Annotated in this window: 18 protein-coding genes; 6 read left to right on the forward strand and 12 right to left on the reverse strand. The window is 60.2% G+C overall.

From position 1 onward, the window contains the following. Window positions 1-16: 16 nt before the first annotated feature. The 8 genes from phnC to phnG form a co-directional block, all read right to left on the reverse strand. Window positions 17-877: a phosphonate ABC transporter ATP-binding protein gene (gene phnC, locus V6S97_RS09070; RefSeq protein ID WP_112952551.1), complete on the reverse strand. Its 861-nt coding sequence runs from the start codon at window positions 875-877 to the stop codon at window positions 17-19. A gap of 237 nt (window positions 878-1,114) precedes the next feature. Continuing rightward, a complete protein-coding gene (locus V6S97_RS09075) occupies window positions 1,115-1,732 on the reverse strand; it encodes a transferase hexapeptide repeat family protein (RefSeq protein ID WP_112978303.1) in 618 nt (205 codons plus the stop codon). Next, the gene (gene phnL, locus V6S97_RS09080) at window positions 1,729-2,436 is read right to left on the reverse strand and encodes a phosphonate C-P lyase system protein PhnL (protein ID WP_112978304.1); all 708 of its coding nucleotides are present in this window, start codon (window positions 2,434-2,436) and stop codon (window positions 1,729-1,731) included. Before phnL ends, V6S97_RS09075 begins: the two co-directional genes overlap by 4 nt. A 67-nt stretch (window positions 2,437-2,503) precedes the next feature. Next, entirely contained in the window at window positions 2,504-3,280 is a 777-nt protein-coding gene (gene phnK, locus V6S97_RS09085; RefSeq protein ID WP_003507323.1) for a phosphonate C-P lyase system protein PhnK, read from the reverse strand. Beyond that, on the reverse strand, window positions 3,277-4,179 hold the full coding sequence (locus V6S97_RS09090) for an alpha-D-ribose 1-methylphosphonate 5-phosphate C-P-lyase PhnJ (protein ID WP_003507325.1): 903 nt from the start codon (window positions 4,177-4,179) through the stop codon (window positions 3,277-3,279). Before V6S97_RS09090 ends, phnK begins: the two co-directional genes overlap by 4 nt. Window positions 4,180-4,312: 133 nt before the next feature. Beyond that, the gene (locus V6S97_RS09095; protein WP_080865717.1) at window positions 4,313-5,422 is read right to left on the reverse strand and encodes a carbon-phosphorus lyase complex subunit PhnI; all 1,110 of its coding nucleotides are present in this window, start codon (window positions 5,420-5,422) and stop codon (window positions 4,313-4,315) included. Window position 5,423: 1 nt separating this feature from the next. Next, window positions 5,424-6,032 (reverse strand): phosphonate C-P lyase system protein PhnH, encoded by a 609-nt coding sequence (gene phnH, locus V6S97_RS09100; RefSeq protein WP_162687132.1) that lies wholly within the window; start codon window positions 6,030-6,032, stop codon window positions 5,424-5,426. Next, complete coding sequence (phnG, locus tag V6S97_RS09105) at window positions 6,032-6,493, reverse strand: phosphonate C-P lyase system protein PhnG (RefSeq protein ID WP_334426638.1); 462 nt, start codon at window positions 6,491-6,493, stop codon at window positions 6,032-6,034. The genes phnH and phnG overlap by 1 nt, the downstream gene beginning before the upstream one ends. Window positions 6,494-6,575: 82 nt before the next feature. On the opposite strand from phnG, the gene phnF reads away from it, so the two are divergent. Beyond that, on the forward strand, window positions 6,576-7,313 hold the full coding sequence (gene phnF, locus V6S97_RS09110) for a phosphonate metabolism transcriptional regulator PhnF (RefSeq protein ID WP_334426639.1): 738 nt from the start codon (window positions 6,576-6,578) through the stop codon (window positions 7,311-7,313). Window positions 7,314-7,334: 21 nt separating this feature from the next. Here phnF and dapB read toward each other — a convergent pair whose 3' ends face one another. The 4 genes from dapB to mepA form a co-directional block, all read right to left on the reverse strand. Continuing rightward, a complete protein-coding gene (dapB, locus tag V6S97_RS09115; protein WP_060722760.1) occupies window positions 7,335-8,162 on the reverse strand; it encodes a 4-hydroxy-tetrahydrodipicolinate reductase in 828 nt (275 codons plus the stop codon). A gap of 125 nt (window positions 8,163-8,287) precedes the next feature. Then, window positions 8,288-9,310: a glucokinase gene (locus tag V6S97_RS09120; RefSeq protein ID WP_113076046.1), complete on the reverse strand. Its 1,023-nt coding sequence runs from the start codon at window positions 9,308-9,310 to the stop codon at window positions 8,288-8,290. A gap of 22 nt (window positions 9,311-9,332) precedes the next feature. Next, window positions 9,333-9,716 carry a methylglyoxal synthase gene (locus tag V6S97_RS09125; protein WP_003507338.1) on the reverse strand — a complete coding sequence of 128 codons (384 nt, stop codon included), beginning with the start codon at window positions 9,714-9,716 and terminating at the stop codon, window positions 9,333-9,335. A 99-nt stretch (window positions 9,717-9,815) separates the two neighbouring features. Next, entirely contained in the window at window positions 9,816-10,877 is a 1,062-nt protein-coding gene (mepA, locus tag V6S97_RS09130) for a penicillin-insensitive murein endopeptidase (RefSeq protein ID WP_153314096.1), read from the reverse strand. 204 nt (window positions 10,878-11,081) lie between these two features. Here mepA and V6S97_RS09135 point away from each other — a divergent pair, with 204 nt between their 5' ends. The 5 genes from V6S97_RS09135 to V6S97_RS09155 all read left to right on the forward strand — a co-directional run bounded on the left by V6S97_RS09135 (window position 11,082) and on the right by V6S97_RS09155 (window position 18,302). Then, window positions 11,082-12,926, forward strand: a complete 1,845-nt coding sequence (locus V6S97_RS09135; protein ID WP_334426640.1) for an extracellular solute-binding protein — start codon at window positions 11,082-11,084, stop codon at window positions 12,924-12,926. Window positions 12,927-13,067: 141 nt separating this feature from the next. Further along, window positions 13,068-14,162 carry a microcin C ABC transporter permease YejB gene (locus V6S97_RS09140; RefSeq protein WP_003507347.1) on the forward strand — a complete coding sequence of 365 codons (1,095 nt, stop codon included), beginning with the start codon at window positions 13,068-13,070 and terminating at the stop codon, window positions 14,160-14,162. Further along, entirely contained in the window at window positions 14,162-15,307 is a 1,146-nt protein-coding gene (locus V6S97_RS09145) for an ABC transporter permease (protein ID WP_003507348.1), read from the forward strand. Before V6S97_RS09140 ends, V6S97_RS09145 begins: the two co-directional genes overlap by 1 nt. A 5-nt stretch (window positions 15,308-15,312) precedes the next feature. Next, window positions 15,313-16,953: an ABC transporter ATP-binding protein gene (locus V6S97_RS09150; protein ID WP_334426642.1), complete on the forward strand. Its 1,641-nt coding sequence runs from the start codon at window positions 15,313-15,315 to the stop codon at window positions 16,951-16,953. A 101-nt stretch (window positions 16,954-17,054) separates the two neighbouring features. Continuing rightward, window positions 17,055-18,302 carry an NAD(P)/FAD-dependent oxidoreductase gene (locus V6S97_RS09155; RefSeq protein WP_035213090.1) on the forward strand — a complete coding sequence of 416 codons (1,248 nt, stop codon included), beginning with the start codon at window positions 17,055-17,057 and terminating at the stop codon, window positions 18,300-18,302. Window positions 18,303-18,407: the final 105 nt, after the last annotated feature.

The following is an 18,407-nucleotide window of genomic DNA, read 5'->3' on the forward strand; positions in this document are numbered from 1 at the left end:
GATGCTGAGCGGTTCCTCAGAGCCCGGCGAGAGCGAGCGGTTCGGGGCCGGCAGATTGCTGCACCGGACGCGCGGCAAGCTGCGCGCCGGGAATGTTGATGCTGGTCGAGGTCATGGTCTCGTCGATGCCGGAGCCTTGAGAATCGGTTCCGTAAATCTCTGTAACGGCCGCAGCCGTCAGTTCGGCGGGCGTTCCGTCGAAGACGACGCGGCCCTGAGACATGCCGATGATGCGTTCGCAATAATTGCGCGCCGTATCCAGCGTATGCAGGTTGGTGACGACGGTGATGCCTTCGCGCTCATTGATGTCACGCAGCGCGTCCATGACGATCTTGGCGTTCAGCGGGTCAAGCGAAGCAATCGGTTCGTCCGCCAGCACCATCTTCGGAGACTGCATCAGCGCGCGGGCGATGGCGACACGCTGCTGCTGACCGCCGGAAAGCGTGCCCGCCGCCTGCATGGCCACATGTTCGATGCCCAGCCGCTCCAGCGCGGCGATCGCCATCAGGCGCTCTTCATGGGTGAAGATGTTGAACAGGCTAAGCGCCGTCGAACGGTGGTTGAGGCGGCCGAGCATGACATTGGTCAGCACGTCGAGGCGCGGCACCAGATTGAACTGCTGGAAGATCATGGCGCAGTCGCGCTGCCAGTTGCGGAGCGCCGCACCTTTCAACGCCGAAACTTCCGTGTCGTTGAAATGAATGGAACCCGAGGAGGGATCGACGAGGCGGTTGATCATGCGCAGCAGCGTCGATTTTCCCGCACCCGAGCGTCCGATCACGCCGACCATCTGACCCTGCGGTATCTCGACATCAACGGAATCGACCGCAGTGTGGTTGCCGAAACGGCGCGTGACTTGCTTCAGGTGAAAGCTCATTTCCCCGTCCAATCTTCTTTTGACGGGGTTCGACGTAACAGCGGCGCGTGAAGTGGGGATGTCAGTTTGATGAATAAAATATTACAGATTTCCCCGAACTTGGCGTCCGCCTGTTCGCCGACGAAGCTCTCGGGAGGCATGTCAGGGCGTTGAAATTCGCCGGCATTTTAGAGTGTATCGACAAAAATCCCGGGGTTTCGCCCCGGGATTTACACTTGCCTTGCCAGAGGTGAAATTTCACCCGCCATATTTTGCAACAAAATCCTCGGCGTCCAGGTTGCGGAAATCGTCGAGAGCGACGCGCAATGTTGCGTGATCCCAATCCCACCACTTCAGATCATCCATTTGCCGGCCCAGCTCGGTCGGGAAGCGTTCCCGGATCAGCCGTGCGGGCACGCCGCCGACAATGGCATAGGGCGCAACGTCTTTCGAGACGACTGCACCCGCCCCGATCACCGCGCCGTTCCCAACTGTGACGCCGGGCAGGATCGTTGCGCCATGGCCGATCCAGACATCGTGGCCGATCACCACGCGTTTGGCGCGGCGGGCGGCAAAGAAGTCCGTTTCATCCTCGGCGTCGTCCCAATAGCTGTGAGCACGATAGGTGAAATGATGCAGCGTCGCCCGCTGCATCGGGTGATTGGTAGCGTTGATCCGGACGGAAGCGGCGATATTGACGAATTTGCCGATGGTGGCGCACCAGATCGCACCATCCTGCATGACATAGGAGTAATCGCCCATCTCGACTTCCTCGATGCGGCAGCGTTCCGAGATTTCGGTGTAGCGGCCGATCGAGGAATTGGTGACGCGTGCGCTTTCGTGGATGACGGGTTCGAGACCGACTTTCACGCTCATGCTGCGGCCTTCCGGGGGGAGAATTGCGAAACGTCGAGAATTCGGTCGGCCACGGCTTCGCGCACTTCTTCGTCGTGGAAGATGCCGAGCAGCGCCGTGCCCTTTTCTTTTTTCTCCCGGATCATGTCCACCACAACGCGCCGGTTGGTGGCGTCGAGCGAAGCCGTCGGCTCATCGAGAAGCAGGATTGCATGATCGGTGATGAAACCGCGCGCGATGTTGACGCGCTGCTGCTCACCGCCCGAAAAGGTTGCCGGCGGCAGTGACCATAGTTCCCGTGGCAGGTTGAGCTTCGAAAGCAGCGCGGCCGCCTGCTCGCGCGCCTCCTCAGTGGCAACCTTGCGCGCCAGAAGCGGCTCGGCAACCACGTCGATGGCCGCGACACGCGGCACGGTGCGCAGGAACTGGCTGACATAACCGATGGTGCGGTGGCGGATATCGAGAATCTTGCGCGGGGAGGCATTGCCGATATCGACGACCTCACCCTCATGGCGGATGAGAATCTGCCCGCTGTCGATGGCGTAATTGCCATAGAGCATTTTCAGGATCGAGCTTTTGCCGATGCCCGAAGGACCGCCGAGCACGACACATTCGCCGCTACAGACTGAGAAATTGACGTCGCGGACGACAGGCAGCTCGATGCCGTCGCGAAGATGCATGGTGAAGCTTTTGAAGACTTCCGAAACGATGAGAGGCGTCGTCATGGTGGGTTCTTTCTTCCTGCGCGTGATTTTATCCGAAAACCGGGGACCACTTTTCGGAATCACGCGGCTAGACCTGCAAAATGGAGGAAACAAGCAATTGCGTGTAGGGCTCGCGTGGATCGTCCAGCACCCGGTCGGTGAGGCCGTGTTCGATGACATCGCCGCCCTTCATCACCATCATGCGGTGAGACAGCAGCCGCGCGACTGCCAGATCATGGGTGACGACGACAACGGCGAGACCGAGATCATTGACGAGGCCGCGGACCAGATCGAGCAGACGCGCCTGCACGGAGACATCGAGGCCACCGGTCGGCTCATCCATGAAGACGAGGCGCGGCGAGGTGACGAGGTTGCGAGCGATCTGCAGGCGCTGGCGCATCCCACCCGAGAAGGCGCGGGGCTGGTCGTCAATACGGTCGGTGCCGATTTCCACCCGCTCCAGCCATTCGCTGGCCGATTGCCTGATATTGCCGTAATGCCTGTTGCCGACAGCCATCAGCCGCTCGCCGACATTGGCGCCGGCCGAAACCGCCATGCGCAGTCCATCCGCCGGGTTCTGGTGCACGAAACCCCAGTCGGTCCGCATCAGGAAACGCCGTTCGGCCTCGCCCATATGGTAGAGATCACGCACCGAGCCGTCGCGCATGCGATATTCCACGCTGCCGGCCGTTGGCATGAGCCGGGTGGAAATGCAGTTGAGCAGTGTCGTCTTGCCGGAACCGGATTCGCCGACGATGGCCAGAACCTCACCCGGGTAAAGCTCGAAGGAGACGTTGCGGCAACCGGCGCGGTCGCCATAATATTTGGAAACGTCCCTGACTTTCAAAAGCGGTGCGTCGGTCATTCTGCAGCCTCCTTCACATCCGCCAGCAGATGGCCCTTGTGGCCATGGGCGCGGCGGTCCTCGCAATGGTCGGTATCGGAGCAGACGAACATCCGCCCGCCCTTGTCGTCCAGCACTACCTCGTCCAGATAGACATTCTCGCCACCGCACAGCGCGCAGGGCTTGTCAAAGCGCTGGATCTCGAACGGATGGTCCTCGAAATCGAGGCTGACGACGTCCGTATAGGGCGGCACGGCATAGATACGTTTTTCGCGCCCGGCGCCGAACAGCTGCAATGCGTCCGAGAGATGCATTTTCGGATTATCGAATTTCGGGGTCGGGGATGGATCCATAACATAACGCCCGGCAACCTTCACCGGATAGGCGTAGGTGGTGGAGATGCGACCGTTGCGGGCGATGTCCTCGTAAAGCTTGACATGCATCAGGCCATATTCTTCCAGCGCGTGCATGACGCGGGTTTCGGTCTCGCGCGGCTCGAGGAAACGCAAGGGCTCGGGGATAGGAACCTGATAGACCAGAACCTGGCCCGAATGCAGCTCCTCTTCCGGAATACGGTGCCGCGTCTGGATGATGGTCGCATCCTTCGTGCGGGTGGTGACGGCAACATTTGCCACCTTCTGGAAGAAGGCGCGAATGGAGACGGCGTTGGTGGTGTCGTCGGCGCCCTGGTCGATGACCTTGAGTACATCGTCGGGACCGAGGATGGAGGCGGTCAGCTGCACGCCGCCGGTGCCCCAGCCATAGGGCATGGGCATTTCGCGGGAAGCGAAGGGAACCTGATAACCGGGAATGGCGATGGCTTTCAGGATCGCCCGGCGGATCATCCGCTTGGTCTGTTCGTCCAGATAGGCGAAGTTGTAGGCGGCCAGCCCGTCGTCAAATGAAACTTCTTTAAGCATTGCGCGTTAGCCTTGTGAAAAAAGGAGTACAAGCTCATGGAGATTGGAATTCTTGCAGCCGTGTTCTTTGCTGTCTTTGCAGCATCGACCGTCTTTTGCGCCCTTTGGTTTGGTGAGCAGGGCAGCCGCTGAGCTATTCGGCCGCATCGCCCATCCACTCCGCGCCATCGGCGTTGATCGCCTCGAAATCGGCACGCATTTTCCTGACCAGACCAAGTTCGGCCTGAAAATCCACGTAGTGCGGCAATTTCAGATGTTCGACGAAGCCTGTCGCCTGCACGTTGTCGGCATGTGAGATGACAAATTCCTCGTCCTGCGCGGGGGCGACGACATCCTCGCCGAATTCGCCCGCCCGCAGCGCCCGGTCGACCAGCGACATGGCCATCGCCTTGCGCTCGCTCTGGCCGAACACCAGACCGTAACCGCGGGTGAATTGCGGCGGTGCCTTGGCCGAGCCCTTGAACTGGTTCACCATCTGGCATTCGGTGACCTGGATGTCGCCGAGCGAAACGGAGAAGCCGAGTTCCGGCACGTCGAGTTCGATCTCCACCTCGCCGATGCGGATTTCGCCGACGAAGGGATGCGTGCGGCCGTAACCGCGTTGCGTCGAATAGGCGAGTGCGAGAAGGAAGCCCTCATCACCGCGCGCCAGCGATTGCAGACGCTGGTCACGCGCCATCGGAAATTCCATCGGCTCCCGCGTCAGGTCGCCGGCAATATGATCATCAGGCATATCGCCGTCGCTTTCGATCAGCCCCTCCTCGGCCAGAATGTCGGAAACGCGCATGACATAATCAGGCTCGCCTTCCCGCTGGGTGGCGGTCTCGACGGCTTCGTCTTCCAAAAGAGTGGGGTCAAGCAGGCGATGGGTATAATCGAAGGTCGGCCCCAGCAATTGTCCGCCGGGCAAATCCTTGTAGGTTGCGGAAACGCGGCGCTGGACCGTCATGCCGGCGGTGTCCACCGGAACCGAATAACCGAAACGCGGTAGCGTGGTGCGGTAGGCGCGCAGCAGGAAGATGGCTTCGATCATGTCGCCGCGGGCCTGCTTGACGGCAAGCGCCGCAAGCGACTGATCATAAAGGGACGCTTCCGCCATTACACGGTCGACGGCGAGCGAAAGCTGCGAAACGATCTGCGCAACGGTCATCGCGGGCAGGTCGCGGTCTCCGCGCCGCTTGTCGGCCAGAAGCCGGTGGGCGTTGGCGATGGCGGTCTCTCCGCCTTTGACAGCAACATACATCTTATGCCTCCACGGGTTTGATGCGCGTCGTGCGCGGCAGGCAGACAAATCGGTCGGCGGATGTCAGGATGACGTCGACGCCGCGCGGGAAAGCGGCATTGTTTTCCGCCCACAGCCTCGGGAATATGTCCGGCAGGCCGGTGGGGCTGATGATGTTGACGTGGCGAATGCCGGGGCCAGAGAGCAGCAGTTCCCGTCCACCGTCCAGATCAGGCAACTCGACGATAAGCGTTGTGGAGCGGTCGGGATATTCCTGGCTGCCCTGGGCGAAGAGGCCGAAGGAGGCAATGGCGCTTCCCGCCTCGATGACGGCGAAATGTGCCGCGCTTTTTTCTTCCGTTGCCACTGCCCCGGTGTGAAATCCGATCCAGCCCGGCACCGCGGTTTTGCGCAGCGGGCCGCTCAGCCAGACCGGCGTATCATGGTCGCAAAGCGCCAGCAGAACCGCGCCGGTTGCAACGCCAAGCGGTAGCGGCGGGGCGGCCGCCGTCTCGATGGTCTGCGGTGTGCCCGGACGGGCCATGCCGTCCATCAGCTTTTTGAAAATCCGTTGGGAATCGAAGACGGCGTCAGAAAAACCGCCGGTCAGTGCTTCGGCCTTGACGCTCATCAATCCTCTCCTCGAACCATGGTGAAGAAATCGACCCGGGTGGCGGCAGTTTCCTTGGTCGTGCGCTGTTTTTCCGCGGTCAGCCTTTTTTCGACCGGGGAAAGAAGCTCGGTCTCGATAAAGTCCCGTGTCGGGCTTTCCTGCCAGAGGGCGTCGAAGACGGCGGCATACCAGGCCTTCTTGCGGCCGGTGCCGAGAACATGGGCATGGCCGACGGTGCCGGATGCGAGCTTGATCGTTGCCCGGGTAACGGTGGTTTCGCCGAGATTAAAAGGTGCCCCGCCGCCTCCGATACGGCCCTTGACCATGACGAGGCCGGTTTCCGGTCCGCGCACATTTTCCGTCTGCGGGCTGGCGTCCTGCCGGCTCCACACCGTTTCGAGTTCCTGAACGGTGGCGCGGGCAAGAACGGCCGCCACTCGCTTTCTCTCCGCATGTATATTCGCAGCTTCGTTATTCATCGCTTGACCTCTAATGTCTATTGATATAGACAACTATACAATATAAGCTACAATTAACGTCGATGAATGACAAGCGTGTGACATGAGCCCTGCGGCAGCGATGAAAAGAAAGAACGGCGTGGCGCTCTGGCGGCAGATCGCCGACCGGATCAGAGGCGAGATCGCGGCAGGCGATCACGACGAAACCGGCATGTTGCCGCCGGAAATGGCGCTGGCTGAAAAATTCGGCGTCAACCGCCATACTGTGAGAAGCGCCATTGCCGCATTGGCCAGTGAAGGCATTCTCGAGCCAATGCAGGGGCGTGGCACGATGATCGCCCGCAAGGAGCGCCTGAGTTTTCCGATTTCACGGCGCACGCGATTTACGGAGGGCATTGGCGATCAGGTGAAGGAAATGGAGGCGCTGCTTCTGTCCCATACCACCGAGCCGGCCAATGCCGATCTGGCGGCGCGACTGCAAGTGCCATCAGGCGCGCCGCTCGTGCGCCTCGAAACGCTGCGCAAGGCGGATAACCGCCCTGTATCCCGCTCGACCACATGGTTCCCGGCCGACCGTTTTGCCGGAATAGGCGAGGCCTATCAGAAAAGCGGCTCGATCACGGTCGCTTTCCAGATGCTCGGCGTGGCGGATTACGTGCGCATTTCCACCGTCATCTCCGCCAGCCATGCGGATACGCAGGATCTGGCCGATCTCGAATTGTCGCCGGGCGCGATCCTGCTCGTCACCCAGGCGCTGAACGCCGATATGGATGGCGTGCCGGTGCAATACGCCATCAGCCGTTTTTCGGCCGATACGGTCGAATTCACGGTGGAAAATTGAGGTGAAAGCCGCGGCGGAAGCTTATTCCGTCTGCGATAGGCCCAGCACATCGAGCATCGAATAGAAGCCCGGCTTCTTGTCGAAGGCCCAGAGCGCTGCCACAATTGCCCCGCGTGCGAAGATGGAGCGGTCGCCGGCATAATGGGAAAGCTCCACGCGCTCTCCCTCTCCGGCGAAGATCACCGAATGTTCGCCAATTACGGAACCGCCGCGCAGCGTGGCGAAACCGATGGTGCCGGTCTCACGCGCGCCTGTATGCCCGTCGCGCACGCGAACGGAAGAGGCCGCGAGATCAACCTTGCGACCGGCCGCTGCTGCTTCGCCGAGCAGCAATGCAGTACCCGAAGGCGCATCCACCTTGTGCTTGTGGTGCATTTCAAGGATTTCGATATCCCAGTTCTGCGCATCCAGCGCCTGCGCCGCCTGCTGCGTCAAAACGCTGAGCAGGTTGACGCCGAGGCTCATATTGCCCGACTTGACGATGCGGGCATGGCGCGACGCCGCCTTGAATTTTTCCTCATCTTCCGATGAACAGCCCGTGGTTCCGATGACGTGCACGATGCGAGCCTGCGCGGCGAGGCCCGCAAAGGTGACGCTGGTTGCCGGAGAGGTGAAATCAATCACCCCTTCCGCATGCAGGAAGGCTTGCAAAGGATCGCTGGTGATCTCGACGCCGATCGGGCCAAGACCGGCGATCTCACCGGCGTCGCGGCCGACAAAAGCGGAGCCTTCGCGTGCGACGGCGGCATGCAGCTGAACGCCAGGGGTCTGGTGAATGAGGCGGATGAGCGCCTGTCCCATGCGGCCCGCCGCGCCGACCACCACAAGTTTCATGCCGCTGCTGCCCATGCTGTCACTCACTTTTCATGTCGGGCGGATCGGAACCCGCCGGTATCGGATGTTGGATGTTTGCGCAGCGACGTTAAAGACCGTCCGCCCGCTTCGCAAGCATCACATAAGAACAGCCCGAGCGATCAGGCTCTCCAGCGTCGCCCGTCCAGCGACAGGCCGAAATCGGATGGCGTTCTTGAATAGGTGGCGAGACCGGAAAGGGCGGCCTGCGGATGGGTGACGACGAAGGTCGGGATGGTCCGCATCAGCGCGCTGTGCGGCGCCTTGTCCTCGAAGGCGGCCCGGAACTCCGAGCTTTTCAGCGCCGGAACGATCTTCTGCGAAATGCCGCCGGCCAGATAGACGCCGCCCTTGGCCATGAAGATCAGCGCGAGATCGCCTGCCACCCGGCCGAGATAGGTGCTGAACAGCGAAAGTGTTTCTTTAGCCTGCGGGTTCTTGCCCGAAAGCCCGTGCGAGGTGATGTCGGCCGGATCGGAAAAGACGGGTTCGATGCCATCGGCTTTGCAGACGGCACGGTAAAGATTGACCAGCCCACGCCCGCAGAGGATCTGTTCGCCGGCGACGCGGCCTTCGATGGTTTCGATATGCGGGAAAACCGCATAGTCGCGCGCGCTTCTCGGGCCGATATCGATATGCCCGCCTTCGCCAGGCACCGGAAACCACATATGGCGGGCATAAACCAGTCCGGCAACACCAAGCCCTGTGCCTGGCCCAAGAACGACGCGCGAAGCCAGCACATCTTTTTTGCCGGAGCCGATGGCGTCGCGGTTATCGTCGTCCAGTGCTGCAATCGCGAGAGCCTGCGCTTCAAAGTCATTGATGACGATGACGTCCTTCAGGCCGAGATTGGCCAGCATGTCCTTCGGTTTGACAACCCAATGGCAGTTGGTGAGCGGAATCTCGTCACCTTCGATCGGGCCGGCAATCGCAAGAATGGTCGAGACCGGCTGAAGCGAGGTCTTGTCCAGAACCGCCTGCTGGATGGCGTCGTCGATCGTCGGATATTCCGCCGTCTTCACGGTGGTGAGGTGCACCGGTTCCGCAAAGGAATCGATCAGAATGGAAAAGCGGGCGTTGGTACCGCCGATGTCGCCAAGAAGGATCGGAAAGGACAGATATTCGGTATCGGACGTCTTCGGCATTGCCTGTTCCATTGTCGGAGTGTCAATTGGCGACGTGGAAGTCGATGAGGTTTTCTGCGGTGGCGCGGTTAAGCGCCATGGGAATGTCATAGACCGTGGCAAGCCGGGTCAGCGCCTTCACGTCAACATCGTGCGGCATGGCTGTCAGCGGATCGGTGAAGAAGATCAGCATGTCGACTTCGCCTGTCGCGATCATCGCGCCGATCTGCTGGTCACCGCCGAGGGGGCCGCTTTTGAGGCGAGTGACTTCAAGTCCGGGACAGGCTTCCTGTACCCGCCCGCCGGTTGTGCCGGTGGCGACGATCCTGAAACCGGCAAGCGCCTTCTGGTGATGACGGGCGAAATCCGCCATATCGTCCTTTTTCTCGTCGTGAGCGATGAGCGCGATACAGCGTTGTCCTTCCATGGTCCCAGCCTGTCCTCAAAGAATTAAATCGATTTGAAGCCTTCTATAACAGCTTGCCGCCATTTGAAAAGGGAAGCTGTTGAATGCCTCATTTCTGTTTCAGTTCAATGTCGGACGCTGGGTCGGAAGCGGAATATCCGAAGGCGGCTGCAGGGCGGGGGCGGCCTGAATGACCTGTTCCACGCTTTGCTGGCGCGCGGCCGGGGCCTGAACCGGCGCTGGAGAATAGGCCTGGGCGGCAATGCCCTCGCGGTTGGCGGAAGGGGCCGCAGCCACGGCAGCGCAGGCGGAAGGCAGGTCGGAGACCATGACCGGACGCGGTTTCACCGGCTTGGCATTGGGGTCCTTTTTCGGCGGCGCCCATGGTTCCTTGCTGAACCACCAGGCAAGCGACTTGTCGCAGCCGTCACCTTTGCCCACGGCCGCCTGCGGTTTGCAATTGGGCGCGCCGGGCGGGCATTCGAGGCGGATGTGGAAATGCTCGTCATGACCATAGATCGGCCTGATCTTGCCCATGAAGGTGCGGTCGCCGGTCCAGGTCTGGCAGAGTTTCTGCTTGATGGCCGGGTTGACGAAGACGCGCTCCACCTGCGGATAGCTTGCCGCCATCATCACCAGCCGGGCATTGAGCGGCGACCATTTGCGGTCATCGACCGTCAGGAACTTGCTCTTGTCCAGCATGGAAACGAAAGGCACCGTTTCGCGCTGCTCCACGGTCAGCCGGGGGGTGGGCATGGGTCGCCACCACACATCGACATCGAGGCCGATCTGGTGCGACGCATGGCCTGTCAGCATCGGGCCGCCACGCGGCTGGGAAATATCGCCGAGCAGCAATCCCGGCCAGCCGATCTTCTGGGCGTCCTGCGAAAATTGCTCGAGAAAAGAAATAAGCTGCGGCTGGCCCCAGCGCCGGTTGCGGGAAAGGCGCATGGCCTGCCAGCCGGGACCATCAGTCGGCATGGCGATGGCGCCGGACTGGCAGCCCTTGGCATAGGAGCCGATCGGCTGCGAGCCCGTGGCGGACGGCAGCGCCATATGGCCGAACACTTCTTTCGCGGGCCTGTCCTCGGCCGATGCGGTTTCCATCTGCAACTGCAGTGCGGAGACGACCGAAATCGCCAGCATGGCCGTCTTGAAAACTCTCGATGATCCCGCCGTCATATAGTCGTGCCCGTTCGATCAGATGATTCTCTTCCCCTCAGGATAAACTGGAACGGGATTTTGTTGAAACCATGTTTCGGCCACTGTCGCCAAAGCATGAGGATAAAGACGCCGATAAAGAGCTTGTGAGGCGGTGCATCTGTTTTTTGCCAATCTTTGTTTTATGCTCTCTCCAACAAACACGAAAACAGGGACATTCCCCCAATGATATTGGCACCACTGAAAGCCCGCTTTCTCATCGCTCTTGCGGCATCCGCCCTGCTGATACCGGCGGCGGCCTCCGCACAATCGGCCGATGTATGGCGAAAGGGGATTTCGACGGTCGGGGAACTGAAACATCCAGATGGCTTCGATCATTTTGACTATGTGAACACCAAGGCACCAAAAGGCGGCACGCTTCGCCTGTCGACGACGGGCACCTTCGACACGCTCAATCCGCTGCTCGCCAAGGGTGAGGCGGCGACGGGCCTTTCGCTGGTTTTCGATACATTGATGAAGTCGACGGAAGAGGAGCTGTCTGCCTCCTACGGCCTGCTGGCCGAGGGGGTGAGCTATCCCGACGATATTTCGAAGGCCACCTTCCGGCTGCGTGCGGACGCCAAATGGGCTGATGGCAAGCCGGTGACGCCAGAGGATGTCGTCTTCAGCTTCGAAAAAGCGAAGGACCTCAGCCCGCAGCTCGCGACCTATTACATCCATGTCACCAAGGCAGAGGTGAGCGGCGAAAGGGACATCACCTTCACTTTCGATGAAAAGAACAATCGCGAATTGCCGCAGATCGTCGGCCAATTGCTGATCGTTCCCAAACACTGGTGGGAGGCCGCCGGTCCGGACGGCAAGCCGCGCGACATCTCGCGCGGCACGCTCGAGCCGGTCATGGGCTCGGGGCCCTACAAGATTGCGTCAGTCTCTCCCGGCTCCACAATCACCTATGAACGCCGCGACGACTACTGGGGCAAGGACGTCAATGTGAATGTGGGGATGAATAATTTCAAAACCATCGCCTACACCTTCTTTGCCGATCAGGATGTGGACTTTCAGGCCTTCAAGTCCGGCACCGTCGATTTCCGGCAGGAAGCCTCCTCCAGCCGCTGGGTCACCGGTTATGATTTTCCGGCCGTCAAGGAGGGCCGCGTCAAGAAGGAAGAGCTGCCGAACATCTATCGTTCCGTCGGCATCATGCAGGCCTTCGTGCCGAACATGCGCAGGGAGAAGTTCCAGAACCCGAAACTGCGCAAGGCGCTCAATTACGCCTTCGATTTCGAGGAGCTGAACCGGACGCTGGCCTATGGTCAATTCCAGCGCATCAACAGCTTCTTCATGGGCAGTGAACTGGCCTCTTCCGGACTGCCGACCGGTCGCGAGCTGGAAATTCTGCAGGAGCTGAAGGATCAGGTTCCGCCGGAAGTCTTCACGACAGAATATCGCAACCCGGTCGCCGGTGATCCGGCCAAGCAGCGCGACAATCTGCGCGAGGCGGTCAAGCTGATGAAGGAGGCCGGTTACGAACTGCGCGGCAACCGCATGGTCAATGCGGCGAGCGGACAGCCGCTTGATATGGAGTTTCTGATCGATTCCGCCGGCATGGAAAGAACCATCCTGCCCTATGTCCAGAACCTGAAGAAGATCGGCATCAACGCGACGATCCGCACGGTCGACGCCTCGCAATATACCAACCGCACCCGCAGTTTCGATTATGACGTGATCGTCAAGCTCTGGGCGACCTCGGCGAACCCTGGTAACGAACAGGCGGATTTCTGGGGCTCGGCCGCCGCCGATCGGCAGGGATCCAATAATATTGCCGGAATCAAGAACCCGGCCGTTGATGCGTTGGTCAGGAAGGTCATATTCGCGCCCAACCGCGATGAGCAGGTGGCTGCAGCGCGCGCGCTCGACCGGGTGCTGCTGGCCAACAGCTATGTCATACCGCAATTTTACCGTGGCGAGATGTTCATCGCCTACTGGAATACGCTCATTCGCCCGGAAAACCTGCCCGAATATGGTGTCGGTTTTCCCGATGCATGGTGGTCAAGCCAGGCCGGAAACTGACGCCGGCCTTGCTTTCGCAGCCAAGGCTTGATTCACATAGAGCGAGACGAATCGCTCAAAGCGCGCGGGCAGCGCTTTCAGGAAAGGACCGGGTTTGACAGACACGAAAACCGCTGACGTATCGGCCGGGAGCAAGGGCTGATGGGCGCCTATATCCTCAGACGTCTGGCGCTGATGATCCCGACCATTATCGGCATTATGGGCATTTCGTTTCTCGTCATCCAGTTCGCGCCCGGCGGGCCGGTGGAACAGGTCGTCGCGCAGCTGACGGGGCAGGGCGACAGCGCTTCCGACCGTCTCTCCGGCGGCGGCGATCTTCTCGGCCAATCCGGCGGTTTCGATGAAAGCGGCTCGAAATATCGCGGTGCGCAGGGGCTTGATCCCGAGCTGATCGCCAAGCTTGAGAAACAGTTCGGTTTCGACAAGCCGCCGCTTACCCGCTTTCTTGAGATGATGTGGAATTATATCCGCTTCGATTTCGGCGACAGCTTCTTCCGCAACTCGTCTGTCATCGATCTCATCATCGACAAGCTGCCGGTGTCGATGTCGCTCGGCTTCTGGATCCTGATCATTTCCTACATCATCTCCATTCCGCTCGGCATCAAGAAGGCCGTTTCCGACGGCTCGACTTTCGATGTCTGGACATCAGGCATCATCATCATCGGTTATGCGGTGCCGAGCTTCCTCTTCGGCATTCTTCTCATCGTCCTCTTCGCCGGCGGCTCGTTCTTCGACTGGTTCCCGCTGCGTGGTCTGGTGTCGGATAATTTTGCGCAGCTGAACTGGTGGCAGAAGATCATCGACTATTTCTGGCACCTCACCCTGCCGCTGATCGCGCTGTCGCTCTCGGCTTTTGCGACGACGACGCTTCTGACCAAGAATTCCTTCATCGACGAGATCAAGAAGCAATATGTCATCACCGCCCGCGCCAAGGGTCTTAGCGAACGCAGGGTTCTTTATGGCCACGTCTTCCGCAACGCGATGCTGATCGTGATCGCCGGTTTCCCGGGCGCCTTCATCTCGGCCTTCTTCACCGGTTCGCTGCTGATCGAAAACATCTTCTCGCTCGATGGCCTCGGTCGCCTCGGTTATCTCTCGGTGGTCAACCGTGATTACCCGATCGTGTTCGGCACACTCTTCATCTTCTCGCTGATGGGCCTCGTGGTCGGCCTGATTTCCGACCTGATCTATACATGGATCGATCCACGTATCGACTTCGAGCGGAGGGACGTGTGATGACACTTGCCCATACCGCAGAAACGGAAACGCTGGTGAAACCGAAGCGCCCGTGGTTTTCGCCAACCACCAAGCGCCGTTGGCAGAATTTCAAGGCAAACCGGCGCGGTTACTGGTCCTTCTGGCTGTTCCTGATCCTGTTTTTCCTGAGCCTGATCGCGGAATTCATCGCCAATGACAAACCCGTCCTCGCCTCCTACAAGGGTGAGATTCTGGTGCCGGTCATGGTTGATTATCCGGAGGAAAAATTCGGTGGGTTCCTGGCCCAGACCGACTACAAATCCTCCTTCATTCAGGATGAGATCAACGCCAATGGCTGGATGATCTGGCCGCCGATCCGTTATTCCTATCAGACGGTCAATTCCAATATTCCGCATTCCGCTCCCACCGCGCCCTTCTGGCTGATGGATGAAAAGGAACGGTGCTCGGCCTATCCGCAGGGCAATGCCGATCCCGGCTGCACGCTCGGCAATCTCAACTGGCTTGGAACGGACAATCAGGCGCGCGACGTCACGGCGCGGATGATCTATGGCTTCCGTATTTCCGTTCTTTTCGGCCTGACGCTCACCATCGCGTCCGCCCTCGTGGGGGTCACGGCCGGCGCCATTCAGGGTTACTTCGGCGGCTGGACGGATCTGCTTCTGCAGCGTTTCATCGAAATCTGGTCGTCAATGCCGGTGCTTTACATCCTGCTCATCATCGCGGCCATCCTGCCGCCGGGCTTCTTCGTGCTGCTCGGCATCATGCTGCTCTTTTCATGGGTTGGCTTCGTCGGCATCGTCCGGGCCGAATTCCTGCGTGCCAGAAACTTCGAATATGTCCGCGCCGCCCGCGCCCTTGGCGTCGGCAACTGGACGATCATGTTCCGGCATCTTCTGCCCAACGCCATGGTGGCAACGCTTACCTTCCTGCCCTTCATCCTGTCCGGTTCGATCACCACATTGACCTCACTCGATTTCCTCGGCTTCGGCATGCCGCCGGGATCGCCGTCGCTGGGCGAGATGATCGCGCAGGGCAAGAACAATCTTCAGGCGCCCTGGCTTGGTCTCACCGCCTTCTTCACCATGTCCATCATGCTCTCCCTCCTTATCTTCGTCGGCGAGGCGGTTAGAGACGCCTTCGACCCACGCAAGACGTTTCGGTGATCGCCATGACGGAAACAAATATTCAGCCGCTTCTCTCTGTCCGGGATCTCTCCGTCGCCTTCCATCAGGGCGGCGCGACGAGCGTCGCTGTCGATCACGTCTCCTTCGACCTGATGCCGGGCGAAGTTGTCGCCCTCGTCGGCGAATCCGGTTCCGGTAAGTCGGTCACTACGAATTCCATCCTCAAATTGCTGCCCTATCCGGCAGCGAGCCATCCTTCGGGGAAAATCCTGTTCGACGGCAAGGATATGCTGACCCTGCCGGAACGTGCGCTTCGCGCCGTGCGCGGCAACGACATCACGATGATCTTTCAGGAACCGATGACCTCGCTCAACCCGCTCCACACCATCGAGCGGCAGATCGGTGAGATTCTGGAGCTGCATCAGGCGATTACGGGCGCGGAGGCGCGGGCGCGTACGCTGGAACTGTTGCTTCAAGTGGGCATTCGCGAACCGGAAAAGCGCCTGAAGGCCTATCCGCATGAATTGTCCGGCGGCCAGCGGCAGCGTGTGATGATCGCCATGGCGCTTGCCAACCGGCCGAAACTGCTCATCGCCGATGAACCCACGACGGCGCTTGACGTGACGGTTCAGGCCCAGATTCTCGAGCTGCTCGGTGATCTGAAAACGCAGCACGGCATGTCCATGCTGTTCATCACCCATGACCTCGGTATCGTCCGCAAATTTGCCGACCGCGTCTGCGTCATGACCAAGGGAAAGATCGTCGAGACCGGCACGGTGGAGCAGGTGTTTACCGATCCGCAACACGCCTATACCCGCCATCTTCTGGCTGCCGAACCGAAGGGTGAGCCGCCGCTTTCCGACGCCAGCAAACCCGTGGTCATGCAGGGCGACGATATCAAGGTCTGGTTCCCGATCAAGGCGGGGCTGATGCGTCGGGTGGTCGACCATGTGAAAGCGGTCGACGGTATCGATATCACCCTGCGTGCAGGCCAGACGGTGGGCGTGGTGGGCGAATCCGGCTCGGGCAAGACGACGCTCGGTTTGGCTCTCTCGCGGCTGATCGCGTCTGAGGGACGTATCAGCTTCATCGGCCAGTCGATCGACCACTATTCCTATGAAATGATGAAGCCGCTCAGAAACCGGCTGCAGGTGGTGTTTCAGGACCCTTACGGTTCGCTCAGCCCGCGCATGTCCGTAGGCGAGATCGTCGCCGAGGGCCTGAAAGTGCATGAGCGATCTCTTTCGGCCGACGAGCGCGATACCCGTGTGGCCACTGCGCTGGAAGAGGTCGGCCTCGATCCGGCCACCCGCTGGCGGTATCCGCATGAGTTTTCCGGAGGCCAGCGCCAGCGCATCGCCATTGCCCGCGCCATGGTGCTTAAACCCCGTTTCGTCATGCTGGATGAGCCGACATCCGCGCTCGACATGAGTGTGCAGGCGCAGGTGGTCGATCTCTTGCGCGATCTCCAGGCAAAGCACGAGCTGGCTTATCTCTTCATCAGCCACGATCTGAAGGTGGTGAAGGCGCTTGCCAACGACCTGATTGTCATGCGCCACGGCAAGGTGGTGGAGAGCGGTCCGGCGGCGGATATTTTCGCCAACCCGCAGCAGGACTATACCAAGGCGCTGCTGGCGGCGGCCTTCAATATCGAGGCGGTGAAAACGAAAGCGGTCAGCCAGTAAGGCGCGTCGAATTTTCCATTAAGGCAATGATTTTTCTGTTGCTTCGCGGAAAATGCCGACCCATGTTGCGATGGACGTGACATGGAAACGGATTGATTGCGATGGCAGCGGATGTGGTCGTTTTGGGAGCGGGGATCATTGGGGTCTCTGTCGCTTTGCAACTGGCCCGGAGGGGCAAATCGGTAGTGCTGGTGGACCGGCGCGGACCGGGCGAAGAGACCTCTTTCGGTAATGCGGGGCTGATCCAGAGAGAGGGCGTGGTACCTTATGGCTTCACGCACGACCTTGCGCTGCTGCTGCGCTATTCGCTGAACAACAGGATCGATGTCCGTTATAGGCCCTCTGCCCTGCCGAGAATGGCGCCTTTCCTCGGCCGTTACTGGTATAATTCCGCAGCCATGCGGCATGCCACGATCGCTCGCGCCTATACGCCGCTGATCGAACATTCAGTTTCCGAGCACAGCATCCTGATCGACGAGGCTAAGGCCGGCGATCTGATCGTGAAAAATGGCTGGATGCAGGCCTATAGGACCGCCGCAAGGCGGGACGCTGATTATGCCTTTGCCGAGCGTCTTTCGCGCGAGCACGGCATATCCCACACCAAACTCGATGCCGAAAAGCTGGCCGCGGCCGAACCGCATCTCAGCCGGGATTTCGTCGGCGGGCTGAAATGGGATGACCCGTGGTCGGTGCTTGATCCGCACGCGCTGACGCTTGCCTATGTCAAACTGTTTGAAAGCCTCGGCGGAACTTTTGTCCGGGGCGATGCCTTCACCCTCAGCCAAACGACAAGCGGCTGGACGGTGCGCACCGAGACCGGCGCAATCGAGGCCGAACATGCCGTCGTGGCGCTCGGTCCCTGGGCGGATACCGTCACGGAACGGCTGGGTTACCGTTTCCCGCTTGGCGTGAAGCGCGGCTATCACATGCATTATGCGCCCCAGGAGGGCACGAAGCTCAATAACTGGCTGATCGATGCCGAGCGTGGGTATTTCCTTGCGCCGATGCGCAAGGGTATCCGCCTGACGACGGGTGCGGAATTTGCCGAGCGCGATGCACCGAAATCTCCCGTGCAGATCGAGCGGGCGGAACGGGTGGCGCGCACCGTCTTTCCTCTTGGCGGCAGGCTGGATGCGGAACCGTGGATGGGCGCGCGGCCCTGCACGCCGGATATGATGCCGATCATCGGCAAGGCACCGCGTCATAAAACATTGTGGTTTGCTTTCGGACATGCCCATCACGGCCTCACGCTTGGGCCGATCACCGGCCGTGTGCTGGCGGAAACCATGCTGGGCGAAACGCCTGTTATCGCCATCGACGCCTATCGCCCGGAAAGGTTCAATCCCTGATAGCTAAATCCGCTGGCCTTCCGGGGACAGGCCACGTAACATGGTCAAGTGCAAAGGGGAAAAGGGGCAAACGTCATCATGGTGGCGAGGTTTCTCATCTATCAG

Source organism: Agrobacterium sp. CCNWLW155 (assembly GCF_036888815.1).
In the GTDB taxonomy this organism is placed as follows: domain Bacteria; phylum Pseudomonadota; class Alphaproteobacteria; order Rhizobiales; family Rhizobiaceae; genus Agrobacterium; species Agrobacterium radiobacter.